This window comes from Escherichia sp. UTM R2 (genome assembly GCF_048593455.1).
Classification (GTDB): Bacteria; Pseudomonadota; Gammaproteobacteria; order Enterobacterales; family Enterobacteriaceae; genus Escherichia; species Escherichia coli.
Map to the genome: position 1 here is coordinate 880,514 of NZ_JBFWDY010000002.1, position 14,426 is coordinate 894,939.

At 43.8% G+C, this 14,426-nt stretch carries 14 protein-coding genes and 1 pseudogene; 8 read left to right on the forward strand and 7 right to left on the reverse strand.

What is annotated here, in order from left to right; translation table 11 throughout:
- Window positions 1-66: 66 nt before the first annotated feature.
- Both AB4H76_RS05110 and AB4H76_RS05115 read right to left on the reverse strand, forming a co-directional pair.
- Window positions 67-558 carry a tetratricopeptide repeat protein gene (locus AB4H76_RS05110; RefSeq protein WP_000102786.1) on the reverse strand — a complete coding sequence of 164 codons (492 nt, stop codon included), beginning with the start codon at window positions 556-558 and terminating at the stop codon, window positions 67-69.
- 223 nt (window positions 559-781) lie between these two features.
- Window positions 782-1,271 (reverse strand): annotated as a pseudogene (locus tag AB4H76_RS05115) (hypothetical protein).
- Between the two features lie 429 nt (window positions 1,272-1,700).
- Between AB4H76_RS05115 and yqeK the strand changes: the two are divergent.
- On the forward strand, window positions 1,701-2,126 hold the full coding sequence (yqeK, locus tag AB4H76_RS05120) for a protein YqeK (RefSeq protein ID WP_001356275.1): 426 nt from the start codon (window positions 1,701-1,703) through the stop codon (window positions 2,124-2,126).
- A 35-nt stretch (window positions 2,127-2,161) separates the two neighbouring features.
- Window positions 2,162-2,242 carry a hypothetical protein gene (locus tag AB4H76_RS05125; protein ID WP_000655821.1) on the forward strand — a complete coding sequence of 27 codons (81 nt, stop codon included), beginning with the start codon at window positions 2,162-2,164 and terminating at the stop codon, window positions 2,240-2,242.
- 32 nt (window positions 2,243-2,274) lie between these two features.
- Here AB4H76_RS05125 and yqeJ read toward each other — a convergent pair whose 3' ends face one another.
- From yqeJ to AB4H76_RS05145, 4 genes are all read right to left on the reverse strand, one after another.
- Complete coding sequence (yqeJ, locus tag AB4H76_RS05130) at window positions 2,275-2,757, reverse strand: protein YqeJ (protein WP_000568339.1); 483 nt, start codon at window positions 2,755-2,757, stop codon at window positions 2,275-2,277.
- Window positions 2,750-3,559 carry a winged helix-turn-helix domain-containing protein gene (locus AB4H76_RS05135; RefSeq protein ID WP_001295154.1) on the reverse strand — a complete coding sequence of 270 codons (810 nt, stop codon included), beginning with the start codon at window positions 3,557-3,559 and terminating at the stop codon, window positions 2,750-2,752. The genes yqeJ and AB4H76_RS05135 overlap by 8 nt, the downstream gene beginning before the upstream one ends.
- Window positions 3,560-3,892: 333 nt before the next feature.
- A complete protein-coding gene (locus AB4H76_RS05140) occupies window positions 3,893-4,525 on the reverse strand; it encodes a helix-turn-helix transcriptional regulator (RefSeq protein WP_001305805.1) in 633 nt (210 codons plus the stop codon).
- A gap of 459 nt (window positions 4,526-4,984) precedes the next feature.
- Window positions 4,985-6,214, reverse strand: a complete 1,230-nt coding sequence (locus AB4H76_RS05145; RefSeq protein ID WP_000065950.1) for an amino acid permease — start codon at window positions 6,212-6,214, stop codon at window positions 4,985-4,987.
- Between the two features lie 254 nt (window positions 6,215-6,468).
- Here AB4H76_RS05145 and AB4H76_RS05150 point away from each other — a divergent pair, with 254 nt between their 5' ends.
- The 5 genes from AB4H76_RS05150 (at window position 6,469) to ygeA (ending at window position 12,118) form a co-directional block, all read left to right on the forward strand.
- On the forward strand, window positions 6,469-7,650 hold the full coding sequence (locus tag AB4H76_RS05150) for an acetyl-CoA C-acetyltransferase (RefSeq protein WP_000656029.1): 1,182 nt from the start codon (window positions 6,469-6,471) through the stop codon (window positions 7,648-7,650).
- 286 nt (window positions 7,651-7,936) lie between these two features.
- Window positions 7,937-8,773, forward strand: a complete 837-nt coding sequence (kduI, locus tag AB4H76_RS05155; RefSeq protein ID WP_077492744.1) for a 5-dehydro-4-deoxy-D-glucuronate isomerase — start codon at window positions 7,937-7,939, stop codon at window positions 8,771-8,773.
- 29 nt (window positions 8,774-8,802) lie between these two features.
- Window positions 8,803-9,564 carry a 2-dehydro-3-deoxy-D-gluconate 5-dehydrogenase KduD gene (kduD, locus tag AB4H76_RS05160; protein WP_000603518.1) on the forward strand — a complete coding sequence of 254 codons (762 nt, stop codon included), beginning with the start codon at window positions 8,803-8,805 and terminating at the stop codon, window positions 9,562-9,564.
- A gap of 314 nt (window positions 9,565-9,878) precedes the next feature.
- Window positions 9,879-11,297 carry an arabinose-proton symporter AraE gene (araE, locus tag AB4H76_RS05165; protein ID WP_000256438.1) on the forward strand — a complete coding sequence of 473 codons (1,419 nt, stop codon included), beginning with the start codon at window positions 9,879-9,881 and terminating at the stop codon, window positions 11,295-11,297.
- A 128-nt stretch (window positions 11,298-11,425) separates the two neighbouring features.
- Complete coding sequence (gene ygeA / locus AB4H76_RS05170; RefSeq protein ID WP_000848646.1) at window positions 11,426-12,118, forward strand: amino acid racemase; 693 nt, start codon at window positions 11,426-11,428, stop codon at window positions 12,116-12,118.
- Here ygeA and lysR read toward each other — a convergent pair.
- On the reverse strand, window positions 12,105-13,040 hold the full coding sequence (gene lysR, locus AB4H76_RS05175; protein WP_000741832.1) for a DNA-binding transcriptional regulator LysR: 936 nt from the start codon (window positions 13,038-13,040) through the stop codon (window positions 12,105-12,107). The two genes, ygeA and lysR, sit on opposite strands and share 14 nt — an antisense overlap.
- A gap of 122 nt (window positions 13,041-13,162) precedes the next feature.
- On the opposite strand from lysR, the gene lysA reads away from it, so the two are divergent.
- Window positions 13,163-14,425, forward strand: coding sequence for a diaminopimelate decarboxylase (gene lysA / locus AB4H76_RS05180; RefSeq protein ID WP_032281532.1), 1,263 nt, complete (start codon window positions 13,163-13,165; stop codon window positions 14,423-14,425).
- The last annotated feature ends 1 nt before the right edge of the window (window position 14,426 follow it).

Here is a 14,426-nt window from a genome sequence, read left to right on the forward strand (position 1 = left end):
AATAGGTGCTGGTTATAGTGGTTAACTGCACTATAACCAGCAAATTTAACCAAATGATTGTAATGCTTAGCCATTATCTTCTGAATTATCGTTTAAGAGTTCAATATATGCCTGCGCTTTACTCTTAACACTATCATCCTCACAATTGTTAATAATGTGATAGAAACATTGCATTGCGTTATCGATATTTTTAGCCCCAATCTGACATTGACCCATACGATAAATAACTGAATAGTCATCATACGGGGAGTAATTGTAACTTAGTTTGTAAAGGTCATATGCTTGTTGATATTTCTTTTTTGGCTGACATACTGATGCAAAATCTTTTAGATACTCATGATTTTCGAACGCATAAATGCACAAAAATTTATAATAAATTTCTGCGTCCGTTATATTACCCTTTTCATGGTAGTCGAATGCATATGCATATATTCTATCAAGGATATCAGGAGTTAAACCATGTAGTAATGCCAGATTTTCTCCTTTCGATAATGCGTGTTTTAGTTGATTTGCCCATTCATCACTATTATTGAATATTTCAATTGTTTCTGTGCTCATAATATTCCTCTGTGATGTGTCTCGTGATGCTAAATTATTATTGATTGACTCATTAATATTTTTACATTTATCTTTTTTAAATTATTAGTTTTAAGCTTGCATTGCTTATGGTATATTTTCATTATTGGTAAAAGTACTGTTCACTACAAACTAATAATATCATTAGTTGTTTTACTAATATTCACCTTATTAGTTATCTTAATTACGACATTACATAAATGCCTTAATGTGTATGACCTGGATTCATAGTATCAATTGCCATTTTTTCAATGAAAATTAAAAAGGGGATTTTTGAGAAGGGTAGAATGTCGTTTGTTTTTTTCTTTATTATGTCTGGTGACGAGGGGGGATAGAACGTCTGTGCATATAGTAGTGAATTTATTCAGGTCTACATTATTCTCTATTTTGGTCAGTTTTATGAGTTCATTTACAGCCATACTCATTAAATCATCTGTTATCGAAAATTTATATATGCTCATAGCAGATAATATTGCTTGCTGAATTATCTCTTCAGAAATATCCGCTATCTTTATTGACAAATCATGTGTTAGATATTTTCCTCCAAGAGATTCTTGTTCAATATAATTTAAACCAGACCCCATTGTGATTTTAACTGGATTAACGGATTTCTCTTCATTTTTCTTATTTTTGTTCTCCTGATCAGGAACTAATGGTTGCAGTGGTAGGCTATTATTAATATTTCGTGGCTTCATTTTACATTTCTCTCATTTGATTAGAGCAAAATCCGAATTCGCAGCTTCTGATAATGTCAAATATCACCTTTTCTCATGCTTTATTCTATCAAAAATCGCTCATTTTTACTTTTTTTACCATAATGTTACTAAGTAGCATCGGCAATTTACATAACTTACACGTTGTTTTTTATATCTCGAAAAAACAGATAGATAGTGTGCGCACTCGAAATGATATTGGTAACATAAATAGCTTTATTCGTGATAAACATCTCAAAAGATTTCCTTTATTATATTCGAAATTCATTTGATCAAGGTTATCACCTTATGGAGACGTTACGTAGAATGACTATATTTGTTATCGGCACATTAGGGGTATTAATTTTAGTATTGATGGAAGGTGATTATTGAACAGTAACATCGAGTCACGGTAAAAATGTGAGGTATACAATGGACATTGAATTTTCGCAGATTCATGAAATGGTCTATATGCATGATATTGTAAATTCGGACTCGAAAAAGAAACCAAGGATTCCGTTAAAAAAATTCCTTAATGCTGAGAATGTTCTCACGCAAACAACATCATGGACATTAAAATCAAGATATGTGAATGTTAATTCTGTCAATAAAGTCAACGTAAAGAGTAAAGTTAAAAACAGTTATATCTCACGATCTGTCAATGATGAGTTTAGTTTAACAGATGATGAAATCAATTCTTTTAAAGAAACGTTAGTCCTTTCCTCTATTGATTCACTGAGTAAACTGGTTCTTAATAATCCTCTTTCTGTATTGTTTACATCGACTGTACGAAGGAATAATAATCGAGCTAAGATGAATGTCGAGTTCGACTCATGGATTTGCACCAGATGTTGTTGATACATGATATTTTACATTGCAAGGAGATGTCTAAAATGAAAGATGTTGATCAAAACTTTGATGCTTTAGACTGCCATATACTGCGAGAATATTTAATTTTATTGTTTTATGATTAACGAGGTTCCATCTTTTTGTTATCTATTTTAGTTTACCTTGCACAATGCATTATTGCTCTGTTACCAATGCTCAAAATAAAAGCATGCTTACCTTGCTTTAGTATATTATAGCTTACACTTTTTTCTGGAAAGACATAAAAATCAGGAATAAGTTGTGCAAGTCTATCATCATCAACTTGATCCATAATCTCAAACTTATTAACTTTCTTTGATGTTAAATGGGCTGTGTCATAGTTTTCAATCCATGTGTATTCAATATTTCGCCGTATTGATTTACTTTCTCTGTTACCTTGTTGCCAGGTTCCACTCAACGCAACAGTTCCTGTTTTATTTTTTTTGTTATACATAAAGTCGATGGTAAGATTTGCTCGTCCCTGGTCATTAAAAATTACCCAATTTGCAGTGCATGTTTCGTTATATATCATTTTTTCTGCAGTGTAAGAATAGACAGTGAAGAGAATAAACCCACTGATAAAAACTAAAATAAATAATAAGTTTTTTTTATAATCAATCACGATTAACCTCACGGTAAGACAGGGTTAAACAGTCTGCCACTTCATGTTGGTTATAGTTTTTATTGCATGCCATAACAATCATCCCCGGTGAGGATTTTGCAAGAGGGAAGTATAACCACGGATGTTTTTTACAGTTAATCCCCGAATCCAGTATCCGTGTTTTATATTTATCGAACTCTTTCAACCCATCAATTGTATCTTCTGTTACATTAAAATGGCAGCCATTAATTTCCGCAACAGTCTTGTAATCCTTGAAAAATGGCTTCGGTTGATTATTATTCCATAGCCAATATGCAGAATATGCGCCTATGACAAATGCGCTCAACATAATTAGATGACTTTTTATATGTTTGAGGATTTTGTTATTGAAATTCTTTGCGCCACCAATGCTCTCTTTGTATCCCGCATTAACTTTTATGGCAGGTGGGGCATTGTGTGTATGTGCGTCTGTTGACGAGTTTATTACATGATTTTGTATGTTAATGTCATTATGGATCTTGAATCCTCTTCTCGGCACGGTTGCAATTAGCGAGTGGGTAGTATCACCAACAGCGCGAAATCCGCGTCTGATAATGGATATGTTCTGATATAACGTGTTAGTAGGCACACGCATACCTTCTTCTTCCCAGACTCTGGTGAAAAAATCTTGTTGTGCAACCACATCAGGAAAAGCTTCAAGTAGAAGTGATAAACATCGACTGGCTGGCGTTGTCAGAACGACGTTAAGATCGGCGTTATGTACCGATATTAATTTTCGGTGCTCAGGCCAGAACTCGATATTATCGTTAATAATCCAGTACATACGTCAATAAACACTAAATCAATCGAAATGGAGATCACATAGTTTGCTAAGTATATTGGTATTCACGGCATAAATATATATTAATTTTATATTTATCATGATGATTGAAATGAGGCTTTAATGTTGCAACGTAAAACTTTACGTAAATTAACATGGTTAACATTTATGCCACTATTGTTTGTAAATTCATATTTCGTAATGCTTCTGAATTTTTCGTGTGATGGTTTTAAATACTATGGTGTTTACTCTTGAGGGGACGGCCTATTTATAAAATACGGACATTTCAATAAATACCCGTATAAACAGAGTATGATTCTGGCTGGTCGTTGAGTATCAATGTTGGACCGAATGTGAACGAATAAATAATTCGTTTATTTTACCACCCATTCTCTTTTCGATTCGTTGCTTGTACGCGTAGATGCTACGGATATCCATATCCAGAACTTCAGCAATCTGATATGGATTATAACCAGAAACCATATACCCCATTATGGTGAATTCCATCTGAGTTAATGTGTTACCTCTGGTAAATGATAAATAACGACCAATAAATAGTTGTCTGATCTTTTCATTGGCAACATCAAGACCATCATCATTATATATGACAGCAGATATTGCTGAGTTGTGTTTTCGCCAGTAATTAGCTAACGATTGCATATTGCGGTCGCTGACTAAAACAATCCCCATGTCAGTACTTGCAAGATAGTCAATCCAGTCTTTTTCAAGGAATAGACGTAAAAAACTTACTGAAAAATCGACAAAAATATATCCGCTTAATCTCGCATTGTGGTTTTTTGTTAAGATACCTTCTACCACACCACGATTAAAATATGAACTTTCTTCGGGCCACATACAAAAACACGAGTTTGCGCAGTACTGCAAACGCGGTGACTCTTCTGGCATTATTTGGCAATGCATTGAGCAACTATTGCATGTAAGACTTTTATAACGACTACAAAGCCCCATGTTAAGAACCTCCCTATCCGTATATAATTGCATAATTTCATTGGTGATTGATGATGTCAATACACCATGATTTTGTAATTTTGCTGGGAAAAATTGCGATTAATCTGTATTTGCTATAATTCTGATTAAGACATTTTAAAATGCATTTCTCGTTATTAAATATGATTATGTTTCACTGATTTAATCTTACCTGGTTGAGGGTGGTTCAGATAACTATCTCATGGTATGAGAATATCTATATCGCAAATTGTTTTTGAATGACCGGAAGATATCTTGCGAATCTAAGTTATGCATCTTAAATAGTCTTATTTAAGATGTTCAGATCTCTTTGTGTGTTTAACTAACTGATAATACTAGGATATGATGAGGGAAGTGATAGTGCGGAATAATAACGAATGAACATTATGAAAAGTGGAATGGTTCAAAATTGTAGCAATTTTGAACCATTCACAATGGATATCAGCTAAAGAACATTACCGATACGCACAGGATACCCACGATCAGCGTAATCAGATTTCCGATGGAACGCCAGGGTTTAAGCGCCGGGATCAGATACGTTGACAACGTAGGCATGATGAAAAGTATCATGGCAATGAGCGGGCCGCTGATCGCGTAAATCATCGAAATCGCGTTCGGGTTAATGCAACAAACAATGAAGGTGATCAGCGATACCAACATAATTGATAGTGCGCGGTTAAATGCACGACTTTTCTTTACACCAACCTGCTGTAGTGTTGTTTTGACGACCTCCGTGGCACCTTCAATAACGCCAAAGTACGTACCCAGGAATGATTTCGACATCGCAACTACTGCGACAATAATCCCGGAAATTGACAGCCATGCTGGGGCGTTCGGCAGCATAGAAAGCGCCGATAAAATGGTGACCCCTTCTTCTTTAGCCGCTTCAATATACGAAGGTGGAATAGAAAGCAGGCAGCTAAAGACAAAGAACAGTACACTTATGCAGATGATGAGATAAGCGACTTTCATAATTTTTTTGCATTTATCCATAGCGTGTTCGCCATATTTTTCACGTCTGTCTATGGCAAACGTAGAAATAATGGGCGTATGGCTAAAGGCGAAAACCATCACGGGAATCGATATCCATATCTGGTGAAGGGTATTCTGATTGAACTCTACCTGGGTCGTTAATAGATCAGGTTGCCAACTACCGACAAGGTAAATGGAAAGAAATAAGAAATAGGCAATCAATGGGAATACCAAAAAACCCATTACCCGAATGGTTGCATGGCGTCCCATCAGAAAAATGAGATTCAGGATTAATACAACACCCAGACTCACCAACATACGGATGCGAAGATCAATAACCATATGCTTTGCCAGCTGTTCCGTAAGTGAGTTGGTAATTGCCACTGCATATATCAACACGACGACAAAAAAGGCGATGAAGTACAGCGTGGTAATCAGATTACCAATCTTCTTGCCATAGTAGTGTGTTACTGCGCCCGTTATCCCTTCACCTGCTGATGTTTTCGATGAGAGGATGAACTGGCATAAGGCTTTATGTGGCCAATATGTTAAAGGCCAGGCGACCAGAGCAGTAATAAACAGGACCACAGCCCCTGCCGAACCTAACTGAATAGGAAGGAAGAGCGTGCCTGCACCAACGGCTGTGCCGTAGAGCGCGAAACTCCACAGAGTTTCTTCTTTAGACCAAATATTAGACATTATCTGAACGTATCATCTACAAATTAAACAAAATGGAGGGCAATTTACCATAAACCAGGTTAAGTATGGGAGATTAACGCCCTATCTACCCCTCTATTGGTGGGTTAGTGGTTGCAAACCTTACGTGCCAGTTATGACTCTGACTACTGCTCAGGCATATTTCCTTTGTGATAAAAATCACTTTTTTTAAACAATTAAGATAACTGTAATTAACAATCATTTACTATTGCACTGTTAATTGGTGCGAGGTTGTGATGAAAGACGTTGTGATTGTCGGGGCGTTACGGACACCTATCGGCTGCTTTCGCGGTGCGTTAGCGGGTCATTCCGCCGTGGAACTTGGTAGTCTGGTCGTGAAAGCGTTAATAGAACGTACCGGCGTTCCTGCATATGCGGTGGATGAAGTAATTCTTGGTCAGGTGTTGACTGCAGGGGCAGGGCAGAATCCGGCAAGGCAATCGGCTATTAAAGGTGGTCTGCCTAATAGCGTTTCTGCAATCACGATTAATGACGTCTGCGGTTCCGGACTTAAAGCACTGCATCTGGCTACTCAGGCGATACAGTGTGGCGAGGCTGATATTGTCATCGCCGGTGGCCAGGAAAACATGAGCCGCGCACCACATGTTCTGACTGATAGCCGCACCGGTGCACAGCTTGGCAATAGCCAGCTGGTTGACAGTCTTGTGCATGATGGGTTATGGGATGCCTTCAATGATTATCATATTGGTGTCACCGCCGAAAATCTGGCTCGCGAATATGGCATCAGCCGTCAATTGCAGGATGCTTACGCACTTAGCTCGCAACAAAAAGCGCGAGCGGCGATTGACGCCGGACGATTTAAAGATGAGATCGTCCCGGTAATGACCCAAAGTAACGGTCAGACGTTGGTTGTTGATACCGATGAACAGCCACGCACTGACGCCAGTGCAGAAGGTTTAGCCCGTTTAAATCCTTCATTTGATAGTCTCGGTTCTGTGACAGCGGGTAATGCATCATCCATAAACGATGGCGCAGCTGCGGTAATGATGATGAGCGAAGCCAAAGCACGAGCGTTGAATTTACCCGTGCTGGCCCGCATTCGCGCATTTGCCAGCGTTGGTGTAGATCCGGCATTGATGGGAATTGCGCCGGTGTATGCGACCCGCCGTTGCCTGGAGCGTGTAGGCTGGCAGTTGGCTGATGTCGATCTTATCGAGGCTAATGAAGCGTTTGCTGCACAGGCGCTTTCGGTTGGCAAGATGCTTGAGTGGGATGAGCGTCGGGTCAATGTCAATGGTGGTGCGATCGCACTTGGTCACCCGATAGGCGCTTCCGGTTGCCGAATCCTGGTTTCTCTGGTTCATGAAATGGTGAAACGTAATGCCCGCAAAGGACTGGCAACGCTTTGTATCGGCGGGGGCCAGGGTGTGGCATTGACCATTGAACGTGACGAATAGCTCTGCATTTCCTCCTTACCGATAAATATCTGCCGTCATTAATCTGTTGAATAATGATGGCTGGCAAGTCGACATACATTTTCTGGGCTCCCTCATTTTTCCATTCTCATGACATATTCGTGATCGACACTGCACTTTTTTTAATCCTTAACTTAAAAATGAAACATTGTTTTATTTTTAATTGAAAACCCTAGCCCATGGGCATATCATCCCTTTATAGAGAAAACGAAACAGTGTTTCACTATCGTTTTCTATTTTCACGCTTCACTGATTATCGGAGGTTGATGTGGACGTAAGACAGAGCATCCACAGTGCGCACGCAAAAACGCTGGATACCCAAGGGCTGCGCAATGAATTTTTGGTTGAAAAGGTATTTGTCGCCGATGAGTACACCATGGTTTACAGCCACATTGACCGAATTATTGTTGGCGGCTTTATGCCGATAACTAAAACGGTTTCCGTTGGCGGGGAAGTTGGTAAACAACTCGGCGTAAGCTATTTCCTTGAACGTCGCGAGTTAGGTGTTATCAATATTGGCGGTGCCGGTACGATTACTGTCGATGGCCAATGCTATGAAATCGGTCACCGCGACGCCCTGTATGTGGGTAAAGGTGCAAAAGAAGTTGTCTTTGCCAGTATTGATACCGCCACTCCGGCAAAGTTTTATTACAATTGCGCACCCGCGCATACGACGTATCCCACCAAAAAAGTCACACCGGACGAAGTATCTCCAGTCACGTTAGGCGATAACCTCACCAGTAACCGTCGCACTATTAACAAATATTTTGTCCCGGATGTGCTGGAAACCTGCCAATTGAGTATGGGGCTGACGGAGCTGGCTCCGGGTAACTTGTGGAACACCATGCCGTGTCACACCCACGAGCGCCGGATGGAAGTTTATTTCTATTTCAATATGGATGATGACGCCTGCGTTTTCCACATGATGGGGCAGCCGCAAGAAACGCGTCACATTGTGATGCATAACGAGCAGGCGGTGATCTCCCCGAGCTGGTCGATTCATTCCGGCGTCGGAACCAAAGCTTATACCTTTATCTGGGGCATGGTCGGTGAAAACCAGGTCTTTGATGATATGGACCATGTGGCCGTTAAAGATTTGCGCTAGTTGTCGGCATAAACGAATAAGGTATTGTTATGATTTTAAGTGCATTTTCTCTCGAAGGTAAAGTTGCGGTCGTCACTGGTTGTGATACTGGACTGGGCCAGGGGATGGCGTTGGGGCTGGCGCAAGCGGGCTGTGACATTGTTGGCATTAACATCGTTGAACCGACTGAAACCATCAAGCAGGTCACAGCGCTGGGGCGTCGTTTTTTAAGCCTGACCGCCGATCTGCGAAAGATTGATGGTATTCCAGCACTGCTGGATCGCGCGGTAGCGGAGTTTGGTCATATTGATATCCTGGTGAATAACGCCGGATTGATTCGCCGCGAAGACGCTCTCGAGTTCAGCGAAAAGGACTGGGACGATGTCATGAACCTGAATATCAAGAGCGTATTCTTCATGTCTCAGGCAGCGGCGAAACACTTTATCGCGCAAGGCAATGGCGGCAAGATTATCAATATCGCGTCAATGCTCTCCTTCCAGGGCGGGATCCGTGTGCCTTCTTATACCGCATCAAAAAGCGGTGTGATGGGCGTGACGCGATTGATGGCGAACGAATGGGCTAAACACAACATTAATGTTAATGCGATAGCTCCGGGTTACATGGCGACCAACAATACTCAACAACTGCGGGCAGATGAACAACGTAGCGCGGAAATTCTCGACCGCATTCCAGCTGGCCGTTGGGGACTGCCGAGTGACCTGATGGGGCCGGTAGTGTTCCTTGCCTCCAGCGCTTCAGATTATGTGAATGGTTATACCATTGCCGTGGATGGCGGTTGGCTGGCGCGTTAATTCATTCTTCTTACTTTTATGACCCTGCCGCATGGCAGGGTTTTTTATACCTGTAGATCATCATAATCCATATCATGGTTATGAAATAATCCATATCAATTATCAATTAATGAACTTTATGAATTTTATCTTCTTTAAAATTAGTTGGTTAATAATAATCTCAATAATTCAACTTAATTTGAAAATTGGAATATCCATCACATAACGACATGTCGCAGCAATTTAATCCATATTTATGCTGTTTCCGACCTGACACCTGTGTGAATTGTTCACGTATTTTTTCACTATGTCTTACTCTCTGCTGGCAGGAAAAAATGGTTACTATCAATACGGAATCTGCTTTAACGCCACGTTCTTTGCGGGATACGCGGCGTATGAATATGTTTGTTTCGGTAGCTGCTGCGGTCGCAGGATTGTTATTTGGTCTTGATATCGGCGTAATCGCCGGAGCGTTGCCGTTCATTACCGATCACTTTGTGCTGACCAGCCGTTTGCAGGAATGGGTGGTCAGTAGCATGATGCTCGGCGCAGCAATTGGTGCGCTGTTTAATGGTTGGCTGTCGTTCCGCCTGGGGCGTAAATACAGCCTGATGGCGGGGGCCATCCTGTTTGTGCTCGGCTCGATAGGGTCCGCTTTTGCGACCAGCGTAGAGATGTTAATCGCCGCTCGTGTGGTGCTGGGCATTGCTGTCGGGATCGCCTCTTACACCGCTCCTCTGTATCTTTCTGAAATGGCAAGTGAAAACGTTCGCGGTAAGATGATCAGTATGTACCAGTTGATGGTCACACTCGGCATCGTGCTGGCGTTTTTATCCGATACAGCGTTCAGTTATAGCGGTAACTGGCGCGCAATGTTGGGGGTTCTTGCTTTACCAGCAGTCCTGCTGATTATTCTGGTGGTCTTCCTGCCAAATAGCCCGCGCTGGCTGGCGGAAAAGGGGCGTCATATTGAGGCGGAAGAAGTATTGCGTATGCTGCGCGATACGTCGGAAAAAGCGCGAGAAGAACTCAACGAAATTCGTGAAAGCCTGAAGTTAAAACAGGGCGGTTGGGCACTGTTTAAGATCAACCGTAACGTCCGTCGTGCTGTGTTTCTCGGTATGTTGTTGCAGGCGATGCAGCAGTTTACCGGTATGAACATCATCATGTACTACGCGCCACGTATCTTCAAAATGGCGGGCTTTACGACGACAGAACAACAGATGATTGCGACTCTGGTCGTAGGGCTGACCTTTATGTTCGCCACCTTTATTGCGGTGTTTACGGTAGATAAAGCAGGGCGTAAACCGGCTCTGAAAATTGGTTTCAGCGTGATGGCGTTAGGCACTCTGGTGCTGGGCTATTGTCTGATGCAGTTTGATAACGGCACGGCTTCCAGTGGCCTGTCATGGCTCTCTGTTGGCATGACGATGATGTGTATTGCCGGTTATGCGATGAGCGCCGCGCCAGTGGTGTGGATCCTGTGCTCTGAAATTCAGCCGCTGAAATGCCGCGATTTCGGTATTACCTGTTCGACCACCACGAACTGGGTGTCGAATATGATTATCGGCGCGACCTTCCTGACGCTGCTCGACAGCATTGGCGCTGCCGGTACGTTCTGGCTCTACACTGCGCTGAACATTGCGTTTGTGGGCATCACTTTCTGGCTCATTCCGGAAACCAAAAATGTCACCCTGGAACATATCGAACGCAAACTGATGGCAGGCGAGAAGTTGAGAAATATCGGCGTCTGATTTCACGGGCCGGATGTGCTGTACATCCGGCCCTTTTTTCGTTAATAGAGATTGGGCACCTGGCCGTTGAGGCGTTTGTCTCGTTCCTTATTCAGCCTTGTTGCGGTAACACACATCAGGAGAGAGGAATGAAAACAATTGGTTTGCTGGGAGGAATGAGTTGGGAATCCACTATTCCTTACTATCGTTTGATAAATGAAGGCATTAAACAGCGGCTTGGTGGGCTTCACTCTGCGCAAGTGCTGCTACATAGCGTCGATTTTCATGAAATAGAAGAGTGCCAGCGTCGCGGTGAGTGGGACAAAACCGGGGATATTCTGGCTGAGGCGGCGTTTGGCTTACAGCGGGCGGGCGCAGAAGGCATTGTGTTATGTACCAATACGATGCATAAAGTGGCGGATGTCATTGAGTCTCGTTGCTCTCTGCCTTTCTTACACATAGCGGACGCCACTGGACGTGCAATTACCGGGGCAGGAATGACTCGTGTGGCGCTGCTGGGTACGCGTTACACCATGGAACAGGATTTTTATCGCGGGCGGCTGACGGAACAATTTTCCATCAACTGTCTTATTCCTGAAGCGGATGAACGGGCGAAGATTAATCAGATTATTTTTGAAGAACTGTGTCTGGGGCAATTTACCGAAGCGTCACGCGCTTATTATGCGCAAGTGATTGCTCGCCTTGCAGAACAGGGCGCACAGGGCGTCATTTTTGGCTGCACAGAAATTGGTTTACTGGTGCCAGAAGAGCGCAGTGTTTTGCCTGTGTTTGATACTGCGGCGATCCATGCCGAGGATGCTGTCGCTTTTATGCTGTCGTAGCTGACGACAAAATCGCGTCAAGAGAAGTGACCAGTTTCGGTAACCCCGCTTGTAAATGCTCACTAAACGCCTGAACCAGCGCTGATGACGGGCGGTGCAGGGGGCGGATCAGGCTGACGGTGAACGGAACCGCAATACTGAACCGCCGCACCACTAAACCGCTTGCCGCATAATCCAGTGCGGTGAGCGGGTTAACCACCGAAACACCTACCCCCGCCCGTACCATTGCGCAGACTGACGCGGCACTGTGGGTTTCTACGATCATGCGTCGTTTAACCTGATTCTCCGTAAACAATTGATCCAGCAACTGGCGATAGCTGTCAGTACGGGAAAGGCTGATGTAGTTCTCACCGTGAAAATCTTCTGGCGTTAATACCTTTTTTACCGCCAGCGGATGACCCGGAGGTAACACACACACTTCATCTAAAGAGAGTAATTCGGTACGTTCTGTTCCCGCAGGCGTATGGAGCGTCTCAGTGAGTCCTAAATCATGACGCTGGGCCGAGAGCCACTCTTCAAGTAGCGGTGATTCCTGGGGCACGATATTTAAGCTGACATCGGGATAACGTGCCAGAAAGGGTTGCAGGAGCTGCGGTAAAAAAGATTGCGAAAAGACCGGCAGGCAGGCAATAGACAGTTCTCCCTGGCGAAACTCGCGCAGACTTTCTGCGGCGCTGACAATGCGATCCAGTCCGTACCAGGATCGTTGCACTTCTTCAAACAGACGCAGTCCTTGCACGGTAGGATGTAATCGTCCACGTACGCGCTCAAACAATTTCAGCCCGATCACCTTCTCAAAGCGCGCCAGTTCGCGGCTGACGGTTGGCTGTGAGGTGTGTAGCAGGTGTGCCGCCTCAGTCAGACTTCCGGCGGTCATTACCGCATGAAAAATTTCAATATGACGTAAGTTAACGGCGGCCATTAGCGCTCTCTCGCAATCCGGTAATCCATATCATTTTTGCATAGACTCGACATAAATCGATATTTTTTATTCTTTTTATGATGTGGCGTAATCATAAAAAAAGCACTTATCTGGAGTTTGCTATGCCACATTCACTGTTCAGCACCGATACCGATCTCACCGCCGAAAATCTGCTGCGTTTGCCCGCAGAATTTGGCTGCCCGGTGTGGGTCTACGATGCGCAAATTATTCGTGGGCAGATTGCAGCGCTGAAACAGTTTGATGTGGTGCGCTTTGCACAGAAAGCCTGTTCCAATATTCATATTTTGCGCTTAATGCGTGAGCAGGGCGTGAAAGTGGATTCCGTCTCGTTAGGCGAAATAGAGCGTGCGTTGGCGGCGGGTTACAATCCGCAAACGCACCCCGATGATATTGTTTTTACGGCAGATGTTATCGATCAGGCGACGCTTGAACGCGTCAGTGAATTGCAAATTCCGGTGAATGCGGGTTCTGTTGATATGCTCGACCAACTGGGCCAGGTTTCGCCAGGGCATCGGGTATGGCTGCGCGTTAACCCGGGGTTTGGTCACGGACATAGCCAAAAAACCAATACCGGTGGCGAAAACAGCAAGCACGGTATCTGGTACACCGATCTGCCCGCCGCACTGGACGTGATACAACGTCATCATCTGCAGCTGGTCGGCATTCACATGCACATTGGTTCTGGCGTTGATTATGCCCATCTGGAACAGGTGTGTGGTGCTATGGTACGTCAGGTCATCGAATTCGGTCAGGATTTACAGGCTATTTCTGCAGGCGGTGGGCTTTCTATTCCTTATCAACAGGGTGAAGAGGCGGTTGATACCGAGCATTATTATGGTCTGTGGAATGCCGCGCGTGAGCAAATCGCCAGCCATTTGGGCCACCCTGTGAAACTGGAAATTGAACCGGGTCGCTTTCTGGTAGCGCAGTCTGGCGTGTTAATTACTCAGGTGCGGAGCGTCAAACAAATGGGTAGCCGCCACTTTGTGCTGGTTGATGCCGGGTTCAACGATCTGATGCGCCCGGCAATGTACGGTAGTTACCACCATATCAGTGCCCTGGCAGCTGATGGTCGTTCTCTGGAACACGCGCCAACGGTGGAAACCGTCGTCGCCGGGCCGTTATGTGAATCGGGCGATGTCTTTACCCAGCAGGAAGGGGGAAATGTTGAAACCCGCGCCTTGCCGGAAGTGAAGGCGGGTGATTATCTGGTACTGCATGATACAGGGGCATATGGCGCATCAATGTCATCCAACTACAACAGCCGTCCGCTGTTACCAGAAGTTCTGTTTGATAATGGTCAGGCGCGGTTGATTCGCCGTCGCCAGACCATCGAAGAATTACTGGCGCTGGAATTGCTTTAAC